Source organism: Streptomyces akebiae (assembly GCF_019599145.1).
GTDB classification, from domain to species: Bacteria; Actinomycetota; Actinomycetes; order Streptomycetales; family Streptomycetaceae; genus Streptomyces; species Streptomyces akebiae.
In genome coordinates this window covers 1979772-2000189 of sequence record NZ_CP080647.1, presented here as the reverse complement: position 1 = coordinate 2000189, position 20418 = coordinate 1979772, and the positions used below count along the sequence as shown (strand labels likewise).

The 20418-nt window shown below is 67.3% G+C and carries 14 protein-coding genes and 1 pseudogene; 11 read left to right on the top strand and 4 right to left on the bottom strand.

Translation table 11 applies throughout. From position 1 onward, the window contains the following. The first annotated feature begins 14 nt into the window (after positions 1-14). The 3 genes and pseudogenes from K1J60_RS08845 to K1J60_RS08835 all read left to right on the top strand — a co-directional run. On the top strand, positions 15-1544 hold the full coding sequence (locus tag K1J60_RS08845) for a Re/Si-specific NAD(P)(+) transhydrogenase subunit alpha (RefSeq protein WP_220645707.1): 1530 nt from the start codon (positions 15-17) through the stop codon (positions 1542-1544). A 6-nt stretch (positions 1545-1550) separates the two neighbouring features. Further along, on the top strand, positions 1551-2969 hold the full coding sequence (gene pntB, locus K1J60_RS08840; RefSeq protein WP_220645706.1) for a Re/Si-specific NAD(P)(+) transhydrogenase subunit beta: 1419 nt from the start codon (positions 1551-1553) through the stop codon (positions 2967-2969). Positions 2970-2975: 6 nt separating this feature from the next. Further along, a pseudogene (locus K1J60_RS08835) lies at positions 2976-4154 on the top strand (ATP-binding SpoIIE family protein phosphatase); the annotation flags it as partial. A 656-nt stretch (positions 4155-4810) separates the two neighbouring features. Here the strand turns inward: K1J60_RS08835 and K1J60_RS08830 are convergent. Both K1J60_RS08830 and K1J60_RS08825 read right to left on the bottom strand, forming a co-directional pair. Then, the gene (locus K1J60_RS08830; protein ID WP_220645704.1) at positions 4811-5638 is read right to left on the bottom strand and encodes an HpcH/HpaI aldolase/citrate lyase family protein; all 828 of its coding nucleotides are present in this window, start codon (positions 5636-5638) and stop codon (positions 4811-4813) included. Further along, entirely contained in the window at positions 5635-6474 is an 840-nt protein-coding gene (locus tag K1J60_RS08825; protein ID WP_259407633.1) for an FAS1-like dehydratase domain-containing protein, read from the bottom strand. Before K1J60_RS08825 ends, K1J60_RS08830 begins: the two co-directional genes overlap by 4 nt. A gap of 300 nt (positions 6475-6774) precedes the next feature. Here K1J60_RS08825 and K1J60_RS08820 point away from each other — a divergent pair, with 300 nt between their 5' ends. The 7 genes from K1J60_RS08820 to K1J60_RS08790 all read left to right on the top strand — a co-directional run bounded on the left by K1J60_RS08820 (position 6775) and on the right by K1J60_RS08790 (position 16299). Further along, entirely contained in the window at positions 6775-8076 is a 1302-nt protein-coding gene (locus K1J60_RS08820) for a CoA transferase (RefSeq protein ID WP_220645702.1), read from the top strand. A 602-nt stretch (positions 8077-8678) separates the two neighbouring features. After that, on the top strand, positions 8679-9770 hold the full coding sequence (locus K1J60_RS08815; protein ID WP_259408246.1) for an ABC transporter permease: 1092 nt from the start codon (positions 8679-8681) through the stop codon (positions 9768-9770). A gap of 58 nt (positions 9771-9828) precedes the next feature. Continuing rightward, positions 9829-11109 (top strand): substrate-binding domain-containing protein, encoded by a 1281-nt coding sequence (locus tag K1J60_RS08810; RefSeq protein WP_220645700.1) that lies wholly within the window; start codon positions 9829-9831, stop codon positions 11107-11109. Between the two features lie 91 nt (positions 11110-11200). After that, positions 11201-13750 (top strand): ATP-binding cassette domain-containing protein, encoded by a 2550-nt coding sequence (locus K1J60_RS08805; protein ID WP_220645699.1) that lies wholly within the window; start codon positions 11201-11203, stop codon positions 13748-13750. Positions 13751-13780: 30 nt separating this feature from the next. Beyond that, entirely contained in the window at positions 13781-14707 is a 927-nt protein-coding gene (locus K1J60_RS08800) for an SMP-30/gluconolactonase/LRE family protein (protein ID WP_220645698.1), read from the top strand. Between the two features lie 378 nt (positions 14708-15085). Further along, on the top strand, positions 15086-15805 hold the full coding sequence (locus K1J60_RS08795; RefSeq protein WP_220645697.1) for a DUF6152 family protein: 720 nt from the start codon (positions 15086-15088) through the stop codon (positions 15803-15805). Between the two features lie 11 nt (positions 15806-15816). After that, a complete protein-coding gene (locus tag K1J60_RS08790) occupies positions 15817-16299 on the top strand; it encodes a DUF6644 family protein (RefSeq protein ID WP_220645696.1) in 483 nt (160 codons plus the stop codon). 514 nt (positions 16300-16813) lie between these two features. On the opposite strand, the gene K1J60_RS08785 is transcribed toward K1J60_RS08790, so the two are convergent. Further along, positions 16814-17521 (bottom strand): SDR family oxidoreductase, encoded by a 708-nt coding sequence (locus tag K1J60_RS08785; protein WP_259407632.1) that lies wholly within the window; start codon positions 17519-17521, stop codon positions 16814-16816. An 82-nt stretch (positions 17522-17603) separates the two neighbouring features. On the opposite strand from K1J60_RS08785, the gene K1J60_RS08780 reads away from it, so the two are divergent. Next, positions 17604-18032 (top strand): MarR family winged helix-turn-helix transcriptional regulator, encoded by a 429-nt coding sequence (locus K1J60_RS08780; RefSeq protein ID WP_220645694.1) that lies wholly within the window; start codon positions 17604-17606, stop codon positions 18030-18032. Positions 18033-18627: 595 nt separating this feature from the next. On the opposite strand, the gene K1J60_RS08775 is transcribed toward K1J60_RS08780, so the two are convergent. Then, positions 18628-20070, bottom strand: a complete 1443-nt coding sequence (locus K1J60_RS08775) for an MmgE/PrpD family protein (RefSeq protein ID WP_220645693.1) — start codon at positions 20068-20070, stop codon at positions 18628-18630. Positions 20071-20418 lie beyond the last annotated feature (348 nt).

Here is a 20418-nt window from a genome sequence, read left to right as displayed (position 1 = left end):
TGAAGGAGACCGCCGTGCTTATCGGTGTGGTGAAAGAGTCCAAACCCGGCGAGACGAGGGTCGCGACCACGCCAACGACCGCCGCGCAGCTGCTGCAGCTGGGCTACGAAGTGGTGGTGGAGCCGGGCGCTGGTGCGGCGTCCAGCTTTCCCGACGAGGCCTACATCGAGGCCGGCGCCACCCTGGGCGACGCCTTGGCGGCCGACATCGTGTTGGGAGTGAACCCGCCGTCGGAGGAGCAGTTGGACGGGCTGCGCGAAGGCGCCACTCTCATCAGCCAGTTGGGACTGGCGGGGGAGCCCGGACGGGCGGACGCCTTGGCTGGACGCCCCATCACCGTTCTGGGCATGGACGCTGTGCCACGGATCTCGCGGGCCCAGTCGCTGGACGTCCTGTCATCGATGGCCAATATTGCCGGATACCGGGCCGTGGTCGAGGCGGCCCATGAGTTCGGCCGGTTCTTCACGGGGCAGGTCACCGCTGCGGGCAAGGTCCCGCCGGCCAAGGTGCTGGTGGCCGGTGCCGGTGTCGCCGGACTCGCGGCGATCGGCACGGCCGGCAGTCTGGGCGCGGTGGTGCGTGCCACCGACCCGAGGCCGGAGGTGGCCGACCAGGTCAGGTCGCTGGGCGGTGAGTACCTGTCGATCGAGTCCGTCGAGGCGCAGGTCAGCGCGACCGGATACGCCAAGGAGATGGGCGACGGATACAAGGCGCGCGAGCAGGAGCTCTACGCCGCGCAGTGCCAGGACGTCGACATCGTCATCACCACCGCCCTGATTCCGGGACGGCCGGCGCCCCGGCTGATCACCGCCGAGATGGTGGCCGCGATGAAGCCCGGCAGCGTGATCGTGGACATGGCCGCGTCCAACGGCGGCAATGTGGAGGGCTCCGTCGGTGGGCGGAAGGTGGTCACTGACAACGGGGTGACGATCATCGGCTACACCGACCTCGCGGGCCGGCTTCCCGCCCAGGCGTCCCAGCTGTACGGCACCAACCTGGTCAACCTGATGAAACTGCTGACGCCGGACAAGGACGGCACCCTGGTGCTGGACTTCGACGACGTCGTGCAGCGATCGATGACTGTCGTGCGCAAGGGCGAGCTGACCTGGCCACCGCCGCCGGTGCAGGTGTCGGCGGCACCGGCTGCCGCGCCCGCGGCGGCGACTGTCCGAGCCGAGAGCGTGCATCAGCGGGTCGTGTCGCCCGCCAAGCGGTTCACGGCGGTCGCGGCCGTCGGCGCGCTGCTGTTTCTGATCGCCGCGCTGTCACCGCGCGCGCTTCAGGGCCACCTGACCGTCTTCGCCCTCGCGATCGTGGTCGGTTACTACGTGATCGGGCATGTGCACCATGCCCTGCACACTCCGCTGATGTCGGTGACCAACGCGATCTCCGGCGTCATCGTGGTCGGAGCATTGCTGCAGATCGGCCACGGCGACACCGCGATCACAGCCGTCTCGACCGTCGCGATCCTGCTCGCCGCCATCAATGTCTTCGGTGGGTTCGCCGTCACCCGGCGCATGCTCGCCATGTTCTCCAGGAGCTGACCCCGCATGGCTGTCGACACCGCCGCACAGGCGGCCTACATCGTCTCGGCACTGCTGTTCATCCTGGCCCTGGCGGGCCTGTCGAGACACGAAACCGCCAAGGCGGGCAACACCTTCGGCATCGTGGGGATGGCGGTCGCGCTGTTCGCGACCGTCGCCCTGGCCATCGACCAGGACCTGGAGGGCTCCGGCCTCGGCCTGCTGCTCGCCGCCACCGCCGTCGGAGCCCTCATCGGGCTGCGACGGGCCAAGGCGGTGGAGATGACCGGGATGCCGGAGCTCATCGCGCTGCTGCACAGCTTCGTGGGACTGGCCGCGGTGATGGTCGGCTGGAATGGCTATCTCCATGTCGAGGCGCACCTCGACGGTGACGCGGCACAGGCGCTGCGTGCCACGGACACCCTGGGCATCCACCATGCCGAGGTGTTCATAGGCGTGTTCATCGGCGCGGTGACGTTCACCGGTTCCGTGGTCGCCTTCCTCAAGCTGTCCGCGCGGATCAAGTCGGCTCCGCTGACACTGCCCGGCAAGAACGCCCTCAACCTCGGCGCGTTGTTGGTGTTCGCGATACTGACCACCTGGTTCGTGGTCGAGCCGAGCCTCTGGCTGCTGGTGGCGGTCACCGCGCTCGCACTGCTGTTGGGCTGGCACCTGGTCGCCTCGATCGGCGGCGGTGACATGCCGGTCGTGGTGTCGATGCTGAACAGCTACTCAGGCTGGGCCGCGGCCGCCTCGGGATTCCTCCTGGAGAACGACCTGCTGATCATCACCGGTGCCCTGGTGGGCTCCTCCGGCGCGTACCTGTCGTACATCATGTGCAAGGCGATGAATCGTTCCTTCATCTCCGTGATCGCCGGTGGTTTCGGGATCGAGGCGGGACCGGGCGGTGACCGTGACTACGGCGAGCACCGCGAGATCAATGCCGAAGGTGTGGCGGAGATGCTCACCGGCGCCGATTCAGTGATCATCACGCCCGGTTACGGCATGGCGGTGGCGCAGGCACAGCACGGTGTGGCTGAACTGACCCGCACCCTGAGAGAGAAGGGCAAGGACGTCCGCTTCGGGATCCATCCGGTCGCCGGGCGACTCCCGGGCCATATGAACGTGCTGCTGGCCGAAGCCAGGGTGCCCTACGACATCGTGCTGGAGATGGACGAGATCAACGACGACTTCGACGGCACCACCGTCGTACTCGTCATCGGCGCCAACGACACCGTCAATCCTGCGGCGATGGACGATCCCGGCAGCCCCATCGCCGGCATGCCCGTGCTGCGGGTATGGGACGCCGACAACGTCGTGGTCTTCAAGCGTTCCATGGCCTCCGGATACGCCGGAGTACAGAACCCGTTGTTCTTCCGGGAGAACTCGGCGATGCTGTTCGGCGACGCCAAGGAGCGTGTCGAGGACATCCTTCGCGCACTCTGACGCCGTTTCCATCGGTCGCTGACGCGGCCGCGCGCACGCGGGGAGACACTGGGGGGCGGCCGTCTTCGGCGGCCGCCAGCTTCGGGAGGCGTTCGACCCCGACGACCTGCTGCTCGCCGAGGAGATCACGGCCCGCGCCGGGCTTTGCATCGACAACGCCCGTCGCTACACCTGTGAGCGGAGCACGGCTCTCACTCTGCAGCGCAGTCTTCTGCCCCGACGGCTGCCACGGCAGGCGGCGGTCGAGGTCGCGTCCGCTACCTTCCCGCCGACCTCCGGGCCGGCGTGGGCGGCGTGGGCGGCGACTGGTTCGACGTCATCCCGCTCTCCGGCGCGCGGGTGGCGCTGGTGGTCGGCGACGTGGTCGGCCACGGCATCCAGGCATCCGCCACTATGGGCCGCCTGCGTACCGCGGTGCGAACCCTGGCTGACGTGGATCTGCCACCTGACGAACTGCTGACTCATCTCGACGACCTGGTTACTCGCCTCGCCGACGAGGATGCCGACGGGGAGTACGACCCTGATGCCGATCCGGACATCGTCGGCGCCACTTGTCTCTACGCGGGTCTACGACCCGGTCTCCCGCGGTTGCACCCTGGCGCGCGCGGGTCATCCACTGCCCCTCATGGTCACTCCCAGGGGAACCGTCGGCCTCCTCGACCTCCCGGCAGGTCCACCGCTGGGCCTGGGTGGCCTGCCCTTCGAATCAGCCGAGGTGGAACTGGACGAGGCATGCGACACGGTGCTCAAAGCGTGTTGCCTGATCGCCCTCAGGACGACATTGCCCTGCTGATCGCCCGCCCCAACGCCCTGGACGCCGGACAGGTTGCCACCTGGGACATACCGGCCGATCCCGCAGCCGTGGCCCAGGCCCGCAAGAACGTCTCCGCTCAAGTTGCTGAATGGGGACACGAAGAGGCTCTCTTCGCCACCGAGTTGGTGGTCAGCGAACTGGTCACCAACGCCATCCGGTACGGCGAACCGCCTATCCAGTTGCGTCTGATCCATGACCGCACGCTGATCTGCGAAGTCACCGACGCAAGCAATACAGCCCCTCACCTGCGCCGTGCCCGGGTCTTCGACGAGGGTGGCCGCGGGCTTCTTCTCGTGGCCCAGCTCACTCAGGGCTGGGGCACCCGCCAGTCGTCCACCGGAAAGACTATCTGGGCCGAGCAGGCGCTGCCGAATGCGACGCCGAATCCTGGCAAAGGGCGGGTGGAAGCGGGGCCGGTAGCAGCGCATCGCGGTGATCGAGACCCGTCGCCGGATTCTCGCGAGGGGAGTCTGCCGCGCCCGACATATCCCGGCGTCGCCGTCAGGCGACGTAGGCCTCGAGCGGCGCTGGGTGCTCCCACCTGCGGCCACACTTCTTGCTTCCAAACTGGACGGCCTGCTCGTCACGTTCGAGCACCGTTTGGCCGGGCTCTGCCACGACCAGCCGTGGCGGTGCACGCAGGCGCCACACTCCCGCGATAGAACACGTGAGCCGAACTGCCTGCCGATCACGGTTCTGACGCGTTCCAACAGCCATCGCTGATCTACCCAGCCGTGCGCAGCGGGGCCATTGGCGAGTGTTCTTCCAGCCGAACGGACCCTTCATCACTTCGTGTTCCCGATCTTGCTGCTGGGGACTCGGGAGACGGTCGTCATCATCGCCGCAGTGACGTACGGAACCGCCGGGGAGCGGCCGTGTCCTGGGCGGGCACCTATGCGGTGCCCGTGTCGGAGGGAAGGTTCCGGAGGCAGGCGGTCACCCTCAGTAAGCGCCTGCCTCCGGCTCGCACCACCGCGCCCGGCGTTCCGTGCCTCGCGGTGCGGGGCGAGGCACGGAAGCCGGTGGATCAGCGCGCGGGGTGGGAGTCGTGGGTCTGGCCCAGAAGCCGTCTGGCTCTCTCCAGGACGGGCTTGTCGACCATCCGGCCGTCGACCGCGGTGACGGAGTCCCCTGCGGCGACGACGGTGCGCGCCCACTCCAACTCGGCCTCCGACGGGGCGAATCCCCGGCTGACCGCCTCGACCTGGGCCGGGTGGATGCAGAGTTTCCCGGTGAAGCCCAGGCGGCGCGCGTGCAGGACGTCCTCGTGGAGGACCGCGGCATCCTTCACCGCGGTGGTGACCCCGTCGACCGGCGGGCAGATGCCGGCTGCGGCGGAGGCCGAGACGAGCTTGGAGCGCGCGTACGTGAGGGCGGTGTGGTCGTCCCAGGCGACACCGAGCTGCCCGGCGAGGTCGACGTTGCCGAATGCCGCACGGGCGACGCCCACCGTGGCACACACCTCCCACGCCCGTTCCACACCGGCCGCTGTCTCGATGAGCGGAACGAGCTCGCAGCGTCCGGCGACACGGGCGGCGACTTCCGTGAGTACGGCCGGATCCTCCGCCTTGGGCACCATGACCGGGCAGCCCTGGCGGGCCGCCTCCGCCAGATCGGACTGGAACCAAGGGGTTCCCGGCGGGTTGATCCGGACGACCGCGTCGTTCCCCTGAGCGAGCCAGGCGGCGGCACTGACGCGGGCCCGCTCCTTGTCCTCAGCCGCGACGGCGTCTTCGAGGTCGATGATGACCAGGTCCGCACCGGAGGCGGCGGCCTTGGCGAAGCGGTCCGGGCGGTGCCCGGGGACGAAGAGCCAGCTACGAGCCGACGAGATGTACCTGCTGCCGCGGGTCATGCGAACATCACCTCGGCGGTGGCGTGCCGGGCCTCTCGTCCAGAGGCGATACGCAGCTCCGTCCGGCCGTTCACCGGGGTGCCGGCGGCTAGAAGGCGGTCGCCCGCGAAGGCCGGGCTCCGCAGGCGATAAGACACGGACCGCACCTGGCGGGCCGGGGCGTTGCGGTGGACGAGATCCATCATGAGCAGCACCAGAAGGGGGCCGTGGACCACCAGCCCGGGATAGCCCTCCTCGTCCCGGGCGTAGGGCAGGTCGTAGTGGATGCGATGGGCATTGGAGGTGAGCGCACTGAAGCGGAACAGTAGGGGTGCGTCCGGCCGCAGTGCGAGCTGCCACGCGTCGTCGGCCTGGGGTTCCGTCGACCCTTCGAGCGCCGCGGGAGCGCTCCGGGTGGGGCCGCGTCCGGACCGGTAGACAATGTCCTGCTCCTCGACGAGACAGGTCCGGCCCCCCTGCCGGTACTCGTTGCGCTGGGTCACGAAGAGCAGTTCGCCGGTTCTGCCGTGCTTGACCTCGACGCTCTGCACGCTGCTGACCCGCTCGGCCCGCTCTCCGAGACGCAGGGGTTCGGAAACGGTGCAGCGCCCTCCGGCGAACATCCGCTGCCGGTCGGGGACGGGGGGCAGGAAATGGCCGTGAGCCGGGTGGCCGTCGGGCCCGAGATCGCACTGGGCGGGCCAGTCCAAGAAGTAGAGCCAGTGCCACAGCGTCGGGAGAGGAGACCCGGAGCCTGCGACCGGTTCGGGTCTGTCGAGCAGCGCCGCCAGCGCCGCGACGGGTCCTGGGAGCAGCGGGTCCTCGCAGGTCGCCGAGCCCGGCTTCCATGACTCCACGTGCGCTTGTAGAGGACTCGTACTGAGCTGCATCGGTCCGTCCTTGGGAGCGGTGGGGTGCACGCGGGCGCTGCGCCGCTGATGGGCCCGGCCCGTCGACTGACGACCTTGACATAGTTGTAAGACAATTACATGATTGTCAATAGAGAGGCGCTTATGGACGCACGGTGACAACGCCCGCCCGGCCTGGAAGCAGGGCGGTTGATTCCTCTTGGCCGGTTCCCTCTGGTCCTGGGTGTGCAGCGGTTCTTGTGGCCGTGGAAGCACCCGCAGTGCGCCGTTCCGCAGAAGGGAATCACGTTGACGCCATCACCCCAGCCGCTCGGCGGTCTGCGCATCGTCGAAGGCGCTTCCTTCGTGGCCGGCCCCTCGGCCGGCCTGGCTCTCGCCCAGCTCGGGGCGGATGTCATCCGGGTAGACCCTCCGGGCGGTGGAAGCGACTTCCTTCGTTGGCCGCTTTCCTCCACCGGGGACAGCCTGTTCTGGGCCGGCCTCAACAAGGGCAAGCGGTCCGTGACGATCGACCACCGCACTGAACAGGGACGGGAACTGCTGCTCGCCCTCGCCACGGCCCCCGGACGCGGGGCCGGGATCTTCCTGGACAACATGGTCGGCCGACACCGGCTGACGTACGACGAACTGCGTGCTCGGCGCGAGGACGTCATCCATGTGCACCTCCAGGGCAGGAGTGACGGGTCCCCGGCCGTCGACTACACGATCAACGCGGAAGTGGGAGTACCGCAGATGACCGGCCCCCAGGGCGTGGAACAGCCGGTCAATCACGTACTGCCCGCCTGGGATCTGCTGTCCGGAATGGTCGTGGCCTCGGGAATCCTGGCAGCTCTCCTCCATCGTGAGCGTGAGGGGCAGGGGGCTCAGCTCGAACTCGCCCTGGCGGACGTGGCGTTGGCCGGCGTCGGCAACATGGGATGGCTGGCGGAAGCCGAGATGAGGGGTGGTCCGCGAGTCCGCCAGGGAAATCACATGTACGGCTCCTTCGGCGTGGACTTCGAGACCTCGGACGGCCGTCGGCTGATGGTGGTCGCCCTGACAGAGGGGCAATGGCGCGCACTGCGCGACGTCACCGAGACGGGTGCAGTCTTCGCCGCGCTGGAGCAGGCCCTGGGCGCGGACCTGAGCCAGGAGGGCGACAGGTATCGGCTGCGTGAGACGATCGCCGCCGTACTGAGGCCATGGTTCGCCCAGCGGGACTTCGGCACGGTGCGCGAACTGCTGGAGCGCGCGAAGGTCCTGTGGAGTCCGTACCTGGACATGGCCGAAGCGGCTCGCGCCGCACGCGCTGACGAGACGTCGGTGGCGGCGGAGATGGACCAACCCGGGATCGGCCCTCTACTGGCCACCGGTCGACCGCTGCGGTGGGCCGGCACCGGGGCGCCTCCCGTGCCGGCGCCACGTCTCGGTGAACACACCGAGGGCGTGCTGTCCGATCTCCTCGGCCTCACGAGCGAGGAGATCGGTCGACTGCAGGACGCGGGTGTCGTCCGTGTGAGCGGCGACGGCAGTCAGCAGAGTCGACGGCCGTCCAGCCCGGAGCTTCCCCCGGGCGCGCCGCGACAGCGCGGTCTGCCTGCACGGGCGTGACCTTCCCCGGAACTCGCACTCCGGTGGCGACGCCTGTTGACGGTGCTGGTCCGCGCCGCACGGCAGCTCTCCTCTGATGCGTGCCGCGTAGAAGGGCGGGCCTTTGTGGTCTTCCGTCGGCCTTGATCGACACATCGACAGCGACGGGTAACGGGCTGGCATGGTGGACGGAGGGTCTGTGACGGTTGTGCCTGGGGCGCCTTCCTGAGTGCTCGGCTGGATCGCCCCTCGTCGGGGCTGTGTATACGACCACGCCGCACTGGTGTCGCCGACCGGCCTGCCCCCGCCCTTGACGCGATCTTGTGCGGCCGCATCACCGGCGCCCGCGACTGGCCGGCCACTCCGCTGGCCACAGTTCCCCCCGTGGTCGTCAGCCGCTGTTCGGACGGCCCGTGGCGGTGTGCAGGCCGGTGGTAGCCGGAAGCGATGCGGCGGTCGGCGGTGAGGGTCGAGGAAGATGCGCCCATCACGAGGTGGCAACGGACCCGAATGTCACTGTCAGGCCTCTTGACGGACAGTTGTTAGGCAGCTTTGAATGCAGTCTGACATTAGCTCGCTTGGTAGAAGTCGAGCCAGGCGCTCTGCAATGAGGCGGTGTGCTGATGAAGGTAACGCGCTTGGATCTGCCGAGGGTGGCCGCGGACGCCCCCTCTGCCGATGCCGTGGCAGTGGCTGCGGCTGAGCGTGCGGGTCGGCTCACAGACCTGAAATATCGCTGGCCCGCTCGCTACCGGGCCAGCTGGGCCGCGTTCCTGATGCTCGCCGCGGTGGTGCTCTTCGCGGCGCCGCGGACGCTCAGTAGCGCGTCGCTCGAAATGGTCACCGCACTCGCCGGTGTGCTGGCGATCGCCGCGATAGGGCAGATGCTGATCATCATGCTGGGATCGATCGATCTGTCGGTCTCGGCCATCATGTCCGTAGCGGCAGGCATGATCGTGCACTATGGCGGCCCAGGGGCGAGCGTGCCGACGGTGATCGCCTTCGCGTTGGTGGTCCCGGTCGTGTTCAGTGTGGTCAACGGAGTGCTCATCGCCGTTTTCCGGCTCAACGCGCTGATCGTCACTCTGGCGACGTTCGGCATGATCTCCGGTGGGATCACGCTGTGGACGAGCGTGTCGCTGTCCGTTTCGGGGCAGGCGCCACAGTCCCTCCAGGAGATCGCGCAGAAGACGTTCTTCGGCGTCAATGCCGGCTTCCTGTTCGCGCTGGTCGTGGCCGTGATACTCACCGCGGTTCTGACCAAGACCCGTTTCGGTCGCCGTATCGCAGCCGTCGGCGCCAATCGGCGGTCAGCGCGCGCACTTGGAATCCGGGTCACCGCGGTCGAACTGTCGACGTACGCCCTCGCCGGGCTGCTCTACGGCATCGCGGGCGTGCTGCTGGCCGGGTACATAGGGACGCCGGACGTCTACGCGGGCGCGCCGTACCAAATGGCCACGATCACGGCGGCGGGCATCGCGGGCGTGATCTTCACCGGAGGACCGGCGAGCGTCGCCAGCGTCGTGATCGCCGCAATCTTCCTCCAGTTTCTCGACCAGGCGCTCTCCATCATGGGCCTTTCGGCCGGAGCGCGCGTGGTGATCCAAGGACTTGCCCTCGTGGTCGCCGTCGCTGCCATCACCCTTGGCCAGTACGGCGCCTCGAGCTTCAGGCGTGGCTTCAAGAAGGCCGGACGCCCCGTTGCCGGCGGCTGACCCCAAGCAGTGTCATCCGCGCATCTCCGTTACCTGCCATGCCGATAGGAGCACATCAATGACGATGGGCAAGCAGGCCTGCGTGCGTAGTCGTAAGACCCGCCAAAGGCTCACCATCACCACAGTCGCCGCGATACTCGCGCTGACCGCCTGTTCCAGCACGACAGCGAGCAACTCCGCGAACAACGCGGGCTCGGCGGACGCGTCCGCAGGGTCCTCCGCGCCGGTCGACGAGAAGGCAGTCGCCACGACCGTCAAGCGCATGTTCCTGAAGGACATTCCGCTGGAAACCATGGACCCGGTGGTCCAGGAGGCCATGAAGACGGCCGCCGTCAAGTTCACGCCGAAGATGGAGTCCAAGCTCCAGGAGTGTCTGACGAAGAACGTCTGTGAGACCGGCACCGGCTCGCTCACGATCGGCTTCCCCAACGACAACATCAATCCGTGGCGCCAGACCTTCCGCGCCGAACTCACCGCCCAGGCGATCTCCTCGGGTCAGGTCTCGAGGGTCATCTACAGCCTGGGGTCCGACGTCGCCAGCTACCTGGCGAACTTCAAGAGCATGATCGCCCAGCGGCCCGACATCATCGTGATGGACACGATCTGGGGAGCCGCCGTGCTGCCCGTGGTGCAGCAGGCCAAGGCGGCCGGCATCACCGTCGTCCAGGTGGAGACACCGGTTCCGGACGCGGTCGCGAAGGCGGTGGACGTCTACGCGCCCGCCGACCTCTGCGGTGCCTACACCGACGGTGCGAAGCAGGTGGCCCAGATGGTCGGCAAGCCCGGCAGCTACGGTCTCTACACCGGTGTTCCCGGCAACGCCAGCGCGGCCGCATGGCAGCCGTGCCTCCAGAAGGGCCTGAAGGACGCGGGCTGGCGCAAGTCGATCGAGGGATTCACCCAGTGGACACCTCAGGGCATGACGCAGGCGGGTAACTCCCTGTACGCCTCCGGCAGGGACCCGGAGGCGGTGGCCTACGACTACACCCTGGAATACTTCATGGCCCCGTACCTCAAGGCCGACCGTACGCCGCCGATTCTGATGTCGGACGTCGTGAACTACGCCTTCCTCAAGCAGTTCAAGCAGGCGCAGGAGGACGGCGTCAAGGCAACCGCGTTCGTCGCCAACAGCCGTGTGTGGTACGGCCGCATCGGTGTCACCGCCGGAATCATGGCCAAGCAGGGCCAGAAGGTCGACCACGAGGTGTCGATTCCGTACCCGATGGTCGACATCAGCGAGGTGATGCCGACCTACGACCCGGCGATGCCGGCGAACGCACCGGTACCCACCCTCTTCAATGCCAAGCAGGCGGCCGCGGTTCTTGCGGCAGGTTCGTGATTCCTGAACGACCTGGTGGTTCTGGCCGGACCGGGCCTCGCCCGGTCCGGCCAGAACCGAAGCATCGAATCAGCCAGCGGAGGAATCCTTGATGGAGAAGATCATGCCGCGTACAGACGATCTCGCCGAGGACAGGACCCCCGGCACCACGGACGGGGAGCGCAGCGTTCCCGCTGTCACCCTTACCGGGGTCACGAAGTCGTTTCCCGGCGTTCGCGCATTGTCCGACGTCGACTTCGACTGCCGGCCGGGCGAGGTCCACGCCCTGGTCGGCGAGAACGGCTCCGGGAAGTCGACCCTGATCAAGATCGCGTCGGGTGTCCTGGGCGCGGACGAGGGCACCGTCCTCATCGGCGGCGAGGAACTCGGTGCCGGCGGTGTGCAGCGGGCCCGGCGCCTGGGACTCATCACCGCCTACCAGGACACTTCACTGGTTCCCGAGCTGAGCGTGGCCGACAACATCACCCTCAGCTTCAACGCCGTCGGCGAGTCGCGGCCGCCCGACCTGGACCAGCTGCTCGCCCGGTTCAACCTCCCGTTCAAGCCCACGGACCTGGTCTCCGCTCTCGGCCCGGGCGCCCGCCAGCTGCTCGAAGTGGCGAGAGCGATGGCCCACCGCCCCCGCGTACTGATGCTCGACGAGCCCACCGCCGCGCTCGACATGCGTCTGGCGGAACAGCTCAGCGATCTCATCAAGCAGGCCCGCGACGAGGGCACCGCCATCGTGTACGTGAGCCACCGACTGGCCGAGGTCAAGCGCCTCGCCGACCGTGTCACGGTGCTGCGCGACGGCGTCATCCAGGGTACGCACGCTTCGCGGGACTGGAACGTCGACGAGATCGTCGAGCTCATGGTCGGCGCGCCGACCGAACTCGAGTTCCCCACGCGTACACCGCCGTCTTCGTCGCCCGTCCGGCTGGATGTCCAAGAGCTCTCCGGTCACGGGTTCGGGCCGGTGTCGATCAACGTGCGTGCGGGCGAGATCGTCGGTGTCGCCGGGGCCGAAGGCAACGGCCAGCGAGCGCTACTGCGCGGCATCATCGGCATCGACCGGACCGGCGGATCGAGCAGCGTCGATGACAAGAAGTTGCGCCGTGTCACGCCGGCGACCGCGCTCGACGCCGGCATCAGCTTCCAGAGCGGCGACCGGGCGGCCGAATCGGTCTTCGAGTCGATGTCGGTCATGGACAACGCCACGATCCAGCTGGGCCCCGATGCAGGGCCGGCCGGGTTGTCGCTCAGTCGACGGTTGCTGCCTGCCTTCCGGCAGGCGAAACGTGATTTGGGCATCGTCGCGGCGTCGCCGTATCAACCCGTCAGCGGGTTGTCGGGCGGCAACCAGCAGAAGTCCGTGCTCGCCAGGCCCGCGCTGCGTCAGCCGAAGGTGCTCATCGTCGACGAGCCCACGCAGGGCGTCGACGCGCGGGCCCGTATGGACATCTACCGCGTCCTCGCATCCGCTGCCGACGAGGGCATCGCGGTCCTTGTGAACTCCTCCGACTCGGCTGAACTCGCGGGGCTCTGCGACCGCGTGTACGTCATGTCGCGCGGACGGGTCGTCGAGGAGCTCAGTGCGCCGACGACCGAGACCGAGATCGTGCGTGGCTTCGTCAGCGCGACCGATGTGGCCGAAGAACAGGGCCCCGCTCTGATCCAGGGGCAGGGACTGCTGCGCCGGCTCGTCGGCCGTGTGTCCGCGCACCTGCCCATCGCCATCCTGCTGCTGCTGATCACCATGGTCGCGCTCTACACCGGCACGCAGTCCGACGTGTTCTGGACGAAGACGAACCTGGCGAACCTGCTGATCCTCACGTTGCCGCTGGCCTTCGTCGCGATCGGTCAACAGTTCGTGATGTTCACCGGCCTGCTGGACATCTCCATAGGTTCGACGATGAGCCTGACGGTCGTCCTGGTCTCCATGACATTGCCCGACCTCGGGATGTCATCGGTTCTCTCCACGCTGGGCCTGCTGACAGTGGAAGTCCTGGCAATCGGCCTGTTCAACGTCCTACTGATCGAAGTTCTCAAAGTGACACCGATCGTCGCGACGGTGGCGACCATGGGCATCGTTCAGGGCATCGCGATCGTCCTGCGCCCGCAACCGGAAGGTGTGATCGCCCCGGAACTCGTCACGCTCGTCGCTCAGGGCATCGGCTTTGTTCCGGCCGCGTTCGTCATGCTGGTGGTCATCGCGGTCGCCGCGGAGTTCTGGCTCCGTCGAAGCCGCGGAGGGCTCGCCCTGCGCGCTGTGGGATTCCACGGCGAATCCGCTCGTCGCGTGGGGACACGCGTCGTCCGGGTACGCGTGCTCAGCCTGATCCTCTGCGCCCTCGGCGCCGTAATCGGTGGCGTCTTCCTCGCCAGCCAGACCGGCTTGGGGTCGAACGCGGTCGGCGCCGGTTACACCCTTCCCTGCTTCGCCGCCGTGTTCCTCGGCGGAGCGGTGCTCAGTGGTGGCCGCGGCTCGTTCATCGGTGCCATGCTCGGGGCGCTGTTCCTGGGCCTGCTGAACAACGTCACACCGCTTCTGCACATCCCGGATGCCTGGCAGCAGATCCTTTACGGGGGCATTCTGCTGGTGGCCGTCGGGGCCTACGCGTCGCTCGAGCGCGCCCGTAACCGCGGCATCCGCACAGCCTGACAACCCATTCCGCTCGCACTGGAGCACAACGTGCACTGGAGAACAACGGTGACCTACGAGATCAACACGCTGATCCCCGGGCGGACCTTCGTGGAGGCGCCCCGCTGGCACGAGAACCGGGTCTGGTTCTCCGAGCTGCACACATGCAGCGTCATGTCGGCCAGGGAAGACGGCTCCGACCTTCGCGTCGAGGCGATCGTTCCCGCACAGCCGTCCGGACTGGCCTGGCTGCCGGATGGCAGACTGCTCGTGGCGTCGATGCAAGATCGCACGTTGTTGCGTCGCGAGGCCGACGGCAGCATGGTGGTGCACGCGGATTTGAGCGGTCATGTCAACGGCTTCTGCAACGAAGTCATCGTCGACCGGTACGGCCGGGCCTATGTCGGCGACTTCGGGTTCGACCTGGACAACCGGGCCCCGATGGCGCCGGGCTCCCTCCACCGGATCGACCCGGACGGCCGGATCACCGAGGTCGCCACCGACCTCTGGTTCCCGAACGGCTGCGTACTCACCGAAGACAACGTCTTCCTCGTCAACGAAACCTTCGGGAACCGCATCTCCGCCTTCGACCTGACCGACGACGGGCGGCTCATCAATCACCGGGTATGGGCCGAGTTCGGTCCGCTGCCCAGCACGACGGAGTTCGCCGAGGCCCAGGCGGAGTTCCTCGTGTGCCCTGACGGCATGTGCGTCGATGCCGAGGGCGCACTGTGGATCGCCGACCTCGGTTCTGAGAAACTCCTGCGCCTGCGTGAAGGGGGCGAGGTGATCGATGAGATTGTGCCCGGCATGATGCCCTTCTCGTCCGTCATCGGAGGAGAAGACGGCCACACCATGTTCATCTGCGCCGCGCCCGACTTCGACCAGGAGGAACGCCGGATCACGACCGAGGCGAGGATCCTGACGACGCGCGTGTCGGTGGGGATGGCAACGGGGACGATGGAGCCGGCCGCCTGAAGTCCGGTAGTCCGGGTCGTGCTGCTTCGCCCCGCACCAGGTGACGGGTCCGGGCGTGTGTCGAAAGTGGATCTTGTCCGTGAGGGGTCTTGATTCGTGGCGCATGCAGATCTCACCGACGAACAATGGGCAGTGCTGGAGTCGCTGTTGCCGAACGGACGGAAGCCCGGTCGGCCACCGATACGAAGTCGGCGACAGCTGATCGATATGACCAACTATTGCCGAGAGTGTCAGAACGGTCACTGAAGGTGCTCCGAACGCACCTCCCAAGGCAGGGACTCCCCGATCCTGGGAGGAAATTGACCCCTCTTCGCTGGGCGTTTGTTGAGGTTCACTGACTGCGGCACACCCCAAGCCCTCGCAAAGGATCGACTCGGTATGCACTTCATCAACATCGCCGCACCCGTGGCTCGCACCGGCGCCCGTCGCGTCAGGCTGGCGACAGCGTCTCTGGTCTCCGCGACGACGCTCATCATGTTCTCGGCGGGGGCCGCGCAGGCGCACCACGGGTTCGACGACTTCGACACCGATCGCCTCTACTACATCTCGGGTACTGTCTCGCAGGTCCGCTGGGGTGAGCCGCACTCCTACTTCAACGTGACCATCGACAGCGATCTCCCTGCTGACACCCCCGAGCGCGATCTGCCCGAGGGACTGCGGGACGCCGCCGACAGCGACCCGATCAATGCCGCACCGTCCTACAGCGGGTCTCAGGACGAGCTGGAGGTCACCATCGCGCCGCCGAGCTTCACGGGGATGTGGGGCCTGGACCGCGAGCTCGAGGACGGCGAGCGGATCGAAGCCGTCGGTTACGTCGGCAGGAGTCACACCGACGAGTTCCGTCCGGTCGTGTTCTGGTACGAAGAGGGGAAGCCTGTCAACCAGGTGCTCAACGAGGAACTCCCGGCGAGGCCGCTGCCGGTCCCTTATCCGGAGGGCGACGCACCCGCCGCCGACGCCGACCAGGATTCCCCGTCGGCCGCAGCGGACTCCGAGGGCACGTCACCGACCGTGGTGTGGGCCACGCTCGGTGGCGTACTGGTCGCCGTTATCGCAGGTGGAGTCTTCTACCTGCGACGACGCTCGCCCCGAGAGTGACGGCGCCAGTCATGGACAACATCTTCTCCTGGCTGGAGGACAACTGGTTCTCCGAGGCCGTCCGTGGCACGGCCTACCTGTACCCGATGCTCGAAAGCGTCCACATCATCGGCATCGCCCTCCTCATAGGGCCGGCCGCGGCATTCGATCTCCGGCTGCTGGGGCTCGGCCGGCGGACTCTGCGGGTGACGACCGCGGCCGACTACTTGCTCCGCATGTCACATCTCGGCTTCGTGATCGCGGCAGTCACCGGCGTGGTCATGTTCCTGCCCGGCGCGAGCCTTCTCGCCGACCGTGGCAGTGCTCCGTGGAAGCTCGGCCTCATCCTGCTCGCAGGTCTGAACATCCTGATCTTCCATCGGCGGACCTACCGCGGCGTGGCCGACTGGGACATGGACCAGCCGACGCCTGTCGCGGCCCGGGTCGCTGCGGTCGTCTCCCTCACGTCGTGGTCGGGCGTCACGATCGCGGGGAGGCTCCTGGCCTATACCTGACCGCCATAGCGGACGGAGCCGCCAGGAAGCATGGATTGATTCGACATGCGCTTCGTCCAGGATCGGCGCGATGGCGCCGTAGCCTCGGTGGTCATCGCTCTTGTCGGCGTCGGCTGAATCGTTCAGCCGACGCCGACACCATCAAGGCCCGCAGTGACAGATGCGACGGCGAGGATGCGTCCGGCGTGCGTTCTCCGTCAGCGGGCATCGAATGGCTGGTCACAATCATTCGTTGATGGCCGCGACGACGGTCGCCTCGCAGTGAACCGAGAGCTTGTCGCACCGGGTGGGTGCGCCATGAGGCGCCATGGACGGGGGATGTCGGGCCGAGAGTCAAAGAGCTCCGACACCGTCGGGACGGGCTGGCACTGCCAGACAGCCTCTTGCGGTCATGGACCGGCCGGTGACGTGAACGGTATCGACGATCGACAGTTCCATCTGGAGCCCTTTCTTCTATCGGCCGGAGGCACAGTGATCGCCGCCGGTTACTGGGACTGCGTGATCCGCAGGATGCTCAGAACGCGCCGCCGCTCGCGTGCACGGCCTGGCCGGTGATCCACCGGCCGCCGTCCGACACCAGGAACGCGACGATGTCCGAGATGTCCTCGGGCTCTGCAAGTCGGTCGAGCGGCGTGCCCGCCAGCCAGGGTTCCCATGCCGACCGCGGTGCCGCCATCAGTCCGTCCGTGCGCGTCACGCCTGGCAGCACGCTGTTCACCGTCACCTGCCTCGGCCCGAGTTCCTGGGCCAGAACCCGTACGAGCGTGTCCGACGCCGCCTTGCTGGCCGCGTAGACGCCCGAGCCGGCACGGGCCATCACCGCCGCACCGCTGGAGATGGACACGATCCGCCCGCCGTTCCGGACGCGCCGAGCCGCCTCGCGCAGCGCGACGAAAGTGGCCCGCGTGTTGGTGCCGAAGACGAGGTCGTAGTCCTCGTCGGTGACCTCGGCGATGGAGCCCGGCCGGTTCAGTCCGACGTTGCTGATCAGGACGTCCAGCCCACCGAACTCCCGCTCTGCCACCTCGAACAGTTCCTCGATCGCACCCGCCGCGGTCACGTCCGCGCCGACCGCGACCGCGCGACCGCCCGCCTTGCCGATCTCCGCGACCACCTCATCGGCCGCGTCCTTGTCCGAGCGGTAGTTCACCACCACGCTCATCCGCTCCGCGCCCAGCCGCAGCGCGACAGCGCGCCCGATCCCGTGCGAACTTCCCGTCACAAGAGCAACTTTGCCTTCCATGGTTTAGATACTCAACCAATAAGGTTGAGGATGTCAACTGTCGATAATCCATACTGGCATCGTGACCGAAACTGACCGGGAACTGGCGACCGTGCTGGGTGCGCTGCACCTGGAGATGAGTGCGATCTACGCGGAGGTGTCCCGCGCGTTCGAGCTGACCGCGCAGCAGGTCGAACTGCTGTGCCAGCTCAATGGCGCTTCCCCCTCCCTCGGTGAACTGGCCCGCGCGCTCGGATGCGACAAGTCCAACATCACTGGCATGGCGGACCGGCTGGCCCGGCGCGGGCTGGTGCGCCGCGAGGCGGATCCGTACGACCGCAGGATCAGCCGGCTCACCCGTACCGAACAGGGCGAGGCTCTGGGCGAAGCGATGGAAGCGGCTATTGCCCAACGGGTGGGGGAGCGCTGCGTCGGGCTGAGCGCGGCCGACCGGCAGCAACTCATCGCGCTCAGCCGTCGTGCACTGGCCGCGCTGGGCAAGATCCGCTGACGGCCGCTCATACCGGGCTCATCACGCAGTGGCATGCGAAGGGGCGGGCCCAGCGACCGAAGACGGCGAAGCTGACCGTGAACGAGCTGCTGTGTGGGTACGTGCAGGGCAGACCGACCGGGGTGATCAGAGCACCGGACGGGAAGCTGGTGCCAAGCCCCGTGACGCCGGAGTGGACTAGCTAGCCGCAACAAGCCCCGCTGGCAGGGCCGGCGGTGGGCTCTCGACCTGGCGATGTCGTGGAGTCCACAACAGATCGCGAACCGGTCGCTGTTGGACTTCTGCGATGATGAGTCCATGTGTATCTCGCGCGACGACCGATTGCGTTGGGGCTGCGCTGCGCATCGGTGACAGCTGGATTGTGCGCACGGTCGGCGATCCACCGGCCCTCGAGCCGCTTCACTGCAGCTCCAGAACTGAGGAATTGGCCATCACCGATGGGGAGATGCGTGATGTTGCCGAAGCGCCGAGTGTTCGGCTCGGCGGTGGTGAAGTCCCGCCGCAGCAGGTCAGGCAAAGGGGCCGCTTCCGGCTCGGGGAGCCGCGGTGCGGACCTTCTTGCGCAGGTGCGCGTCCCGACGGCCGCTCCGGCGCATCACCCCCTCGCCGCGATTGTGGTTGACGCTGAGTCCGGAACCATGAGGGCGAAGAGCCGCCCGAGGGAGGGCTGCTCCTCGAGACTCCAGATGCACTGCAACAGCTTTTCAGCACCATCCTCACCGAGGCGCGGCTCGACCTGGCCGAGGAACTTGGCTGAGATCTCGTCGTCGGTCATGGGGTTTCGCGGGTGCCCCTTGGGATTCTCACCCATGAGAGTCAGCGCCCGTCCGTCCTTGAGCTCCACCTCGAACCGACATGCCATCTGCCAGGGGAAGCTCGCTGTGTACGCCGGGTCTTCGATCAGCTGGATCGTGTTCGTGACGTCCAACAGACTGGGGTCGAGGTAACGCGCTGCCTCGAACGTCGCCTCCGTGATCGCGCCGTCCACCAGTGCTGCGGCGATGAGATACGGACCACTGTGGTCGGCGGTTTCCCGGTTCGAGGGGCGCCACAGGGCTGGCTCAGCCTCGCGTGACACGACTGACTTGCGTTCCATGTAGACCCTCATTGTCGCGATGTCACGTGGGTCGACTGTCTTGCGCATCTCCAGCGCAAGCTGAACAGGCAGCTGCATCTCGTAGCGCAACGGCAAGTGTTTGAAGTACGTGTTCTCCACGCGGAACGCGCGCTGAGGGCTGCCGAAAGGTCCGAGCGAGAACTTGTGGTCGAGCTGCCGCATGAATCCGCGAGCGCCTTCGAACGCCATCTCAGGCCCGGTGATCCCCGCTTCAGCGAGTACGGCTGCGAAAAGCCCGTTGCGACTACCGTTCGGGCCGGCCAGACCCTTCCAGTTGGAAATTGAACCCACCCGGGTCTCGTACAAACAGATGTTGGGGACAACCGCGAGCCGGATCGCATTCGCCGTCTGTGCCCGCGAGAGTCCGAGAAGCCTGGCTGCGGCCGCCGAAGTCGCGATGCTGTGGAAGAGAGGGTGGTCCCAGCCATTGCCGCGGAGTACGACCTCATCGACGAGCTGCCCGCAAACCTCGTACGCGATGACGATACCCAGCAGGGTTTCCGCCCCGCTCGCACCGGCGACCTCAGCTGCTGAGAGAACCCCTCCGAGATTGTCACTGGGGTGGGGCCCTGTGTCCCCATGAGCGTTCGTCTTCTCGGTGCCGAAGTAGTCGTCGTTGAAGTCCAGGCACCGGGTGGCCGACCCATTGACGAACGCAGCCATGTCAGGTGTCGTCCGGATCGTGGTGCCCCAGAGCGTGGCGGGGCGAGAACTGGTGGCTGTCGACGCGACCGCCCGAAGGGCGCTGATTACGTCGGTCTCCTGAGCGCCGAGGGCACAGCCCACGGCATCGACAAGGCATCGCTTCGCGGCCCTGAGAGCGGCGTCGCCGACCTGGTCGTGAACCACCTCCGTTGCGAAGGAGGTCAACCCGCGTACGACGTTGTCAGCGATATCGGTCTGAGTGGGACCAGCAGTCATCTGGAGGACCTCGTGATGTTGCGGGCTCGGTGTCGGATTGCGTCCCGGCGAGCCTGGCAGGTTCGGGAGCGCTTACAAAGTAGGCCAGTACTAACAGCGGTGCAAGAGTCTGACCTTTAGCGCTCAGGTGACGTTATGCCTCGCGACGCCACCGTCCACCCAGCCCCGCAGTGCCCGTCGATGAGCGACACAAGCCGCTCCGCCTTTCGTAGCATCCGGTGATCTTGTTCGTTCATCCCCAACCTTGCCTCCCGGGCGTGGGAGTCGTGGACGCGTGACCATCGCCTGCCGCGTGGTTCGGGAGCCGTGGCACGGTGGCGCGTCCACCGAGGTATGCGATGCGCCCTC

Coding starts and splice junctions, on each gene's coding strand:
- K1J60_RS08815 (WP_259408246.1), top strand. CDS start 8,679: ATGAAGGTAACGCGCTTGGATCTGCCGAGGGTGGCCGCGGACGCCCCC.
- K1J60_RS08795 (WP_220645697.1), top strand. CDS start 15,086: ATGCACTTCATCAACATCGCCGCACCCGTGGCTCGCACCGGCGCCCGT.
- K1J60_RS08805 (WP_220645699.1), top strand. CDS start 11,201: ATGGAGAAGATCATGCCGCGTACAGACGATCTCGCCGAGGACAGGACC.
- K1J60_RS08775 (WP_220645693.1), bottom strand. CDS start 20,070: ATGACTGCTGGTCCCACTCAGACCGATATCGCTGACAACGTCGTACGC.
- pntB (WP_220645706.1), top strand. CDS start 1,551: ATGGCTGTCGACACCGCCGCACAGGCGGCCTACATCGTCTCGGCACTG.
- K1J60_RS08830 (WP_220645704.1), bottom strand. CDS start 5,638: ATGACCCGCGGCAGCAGGTACATCTCGTCGGCTCGTAGCTGGCTCTTC.
- K1J60_RS08790 (WP_220645696.1), top strand. CDS start 15,817: ATGGACAACATCTTCTCCTGGCTGGAGGACAACTGGTTCTCCGAGGCC.
- K1J60_RS08810 (WP_220645700.1), top strand. CDS start 9,829: ATGACGATGGGCAAGCAGGCCTGCGTGCGTAGTCGTAAGACCCGCCAA.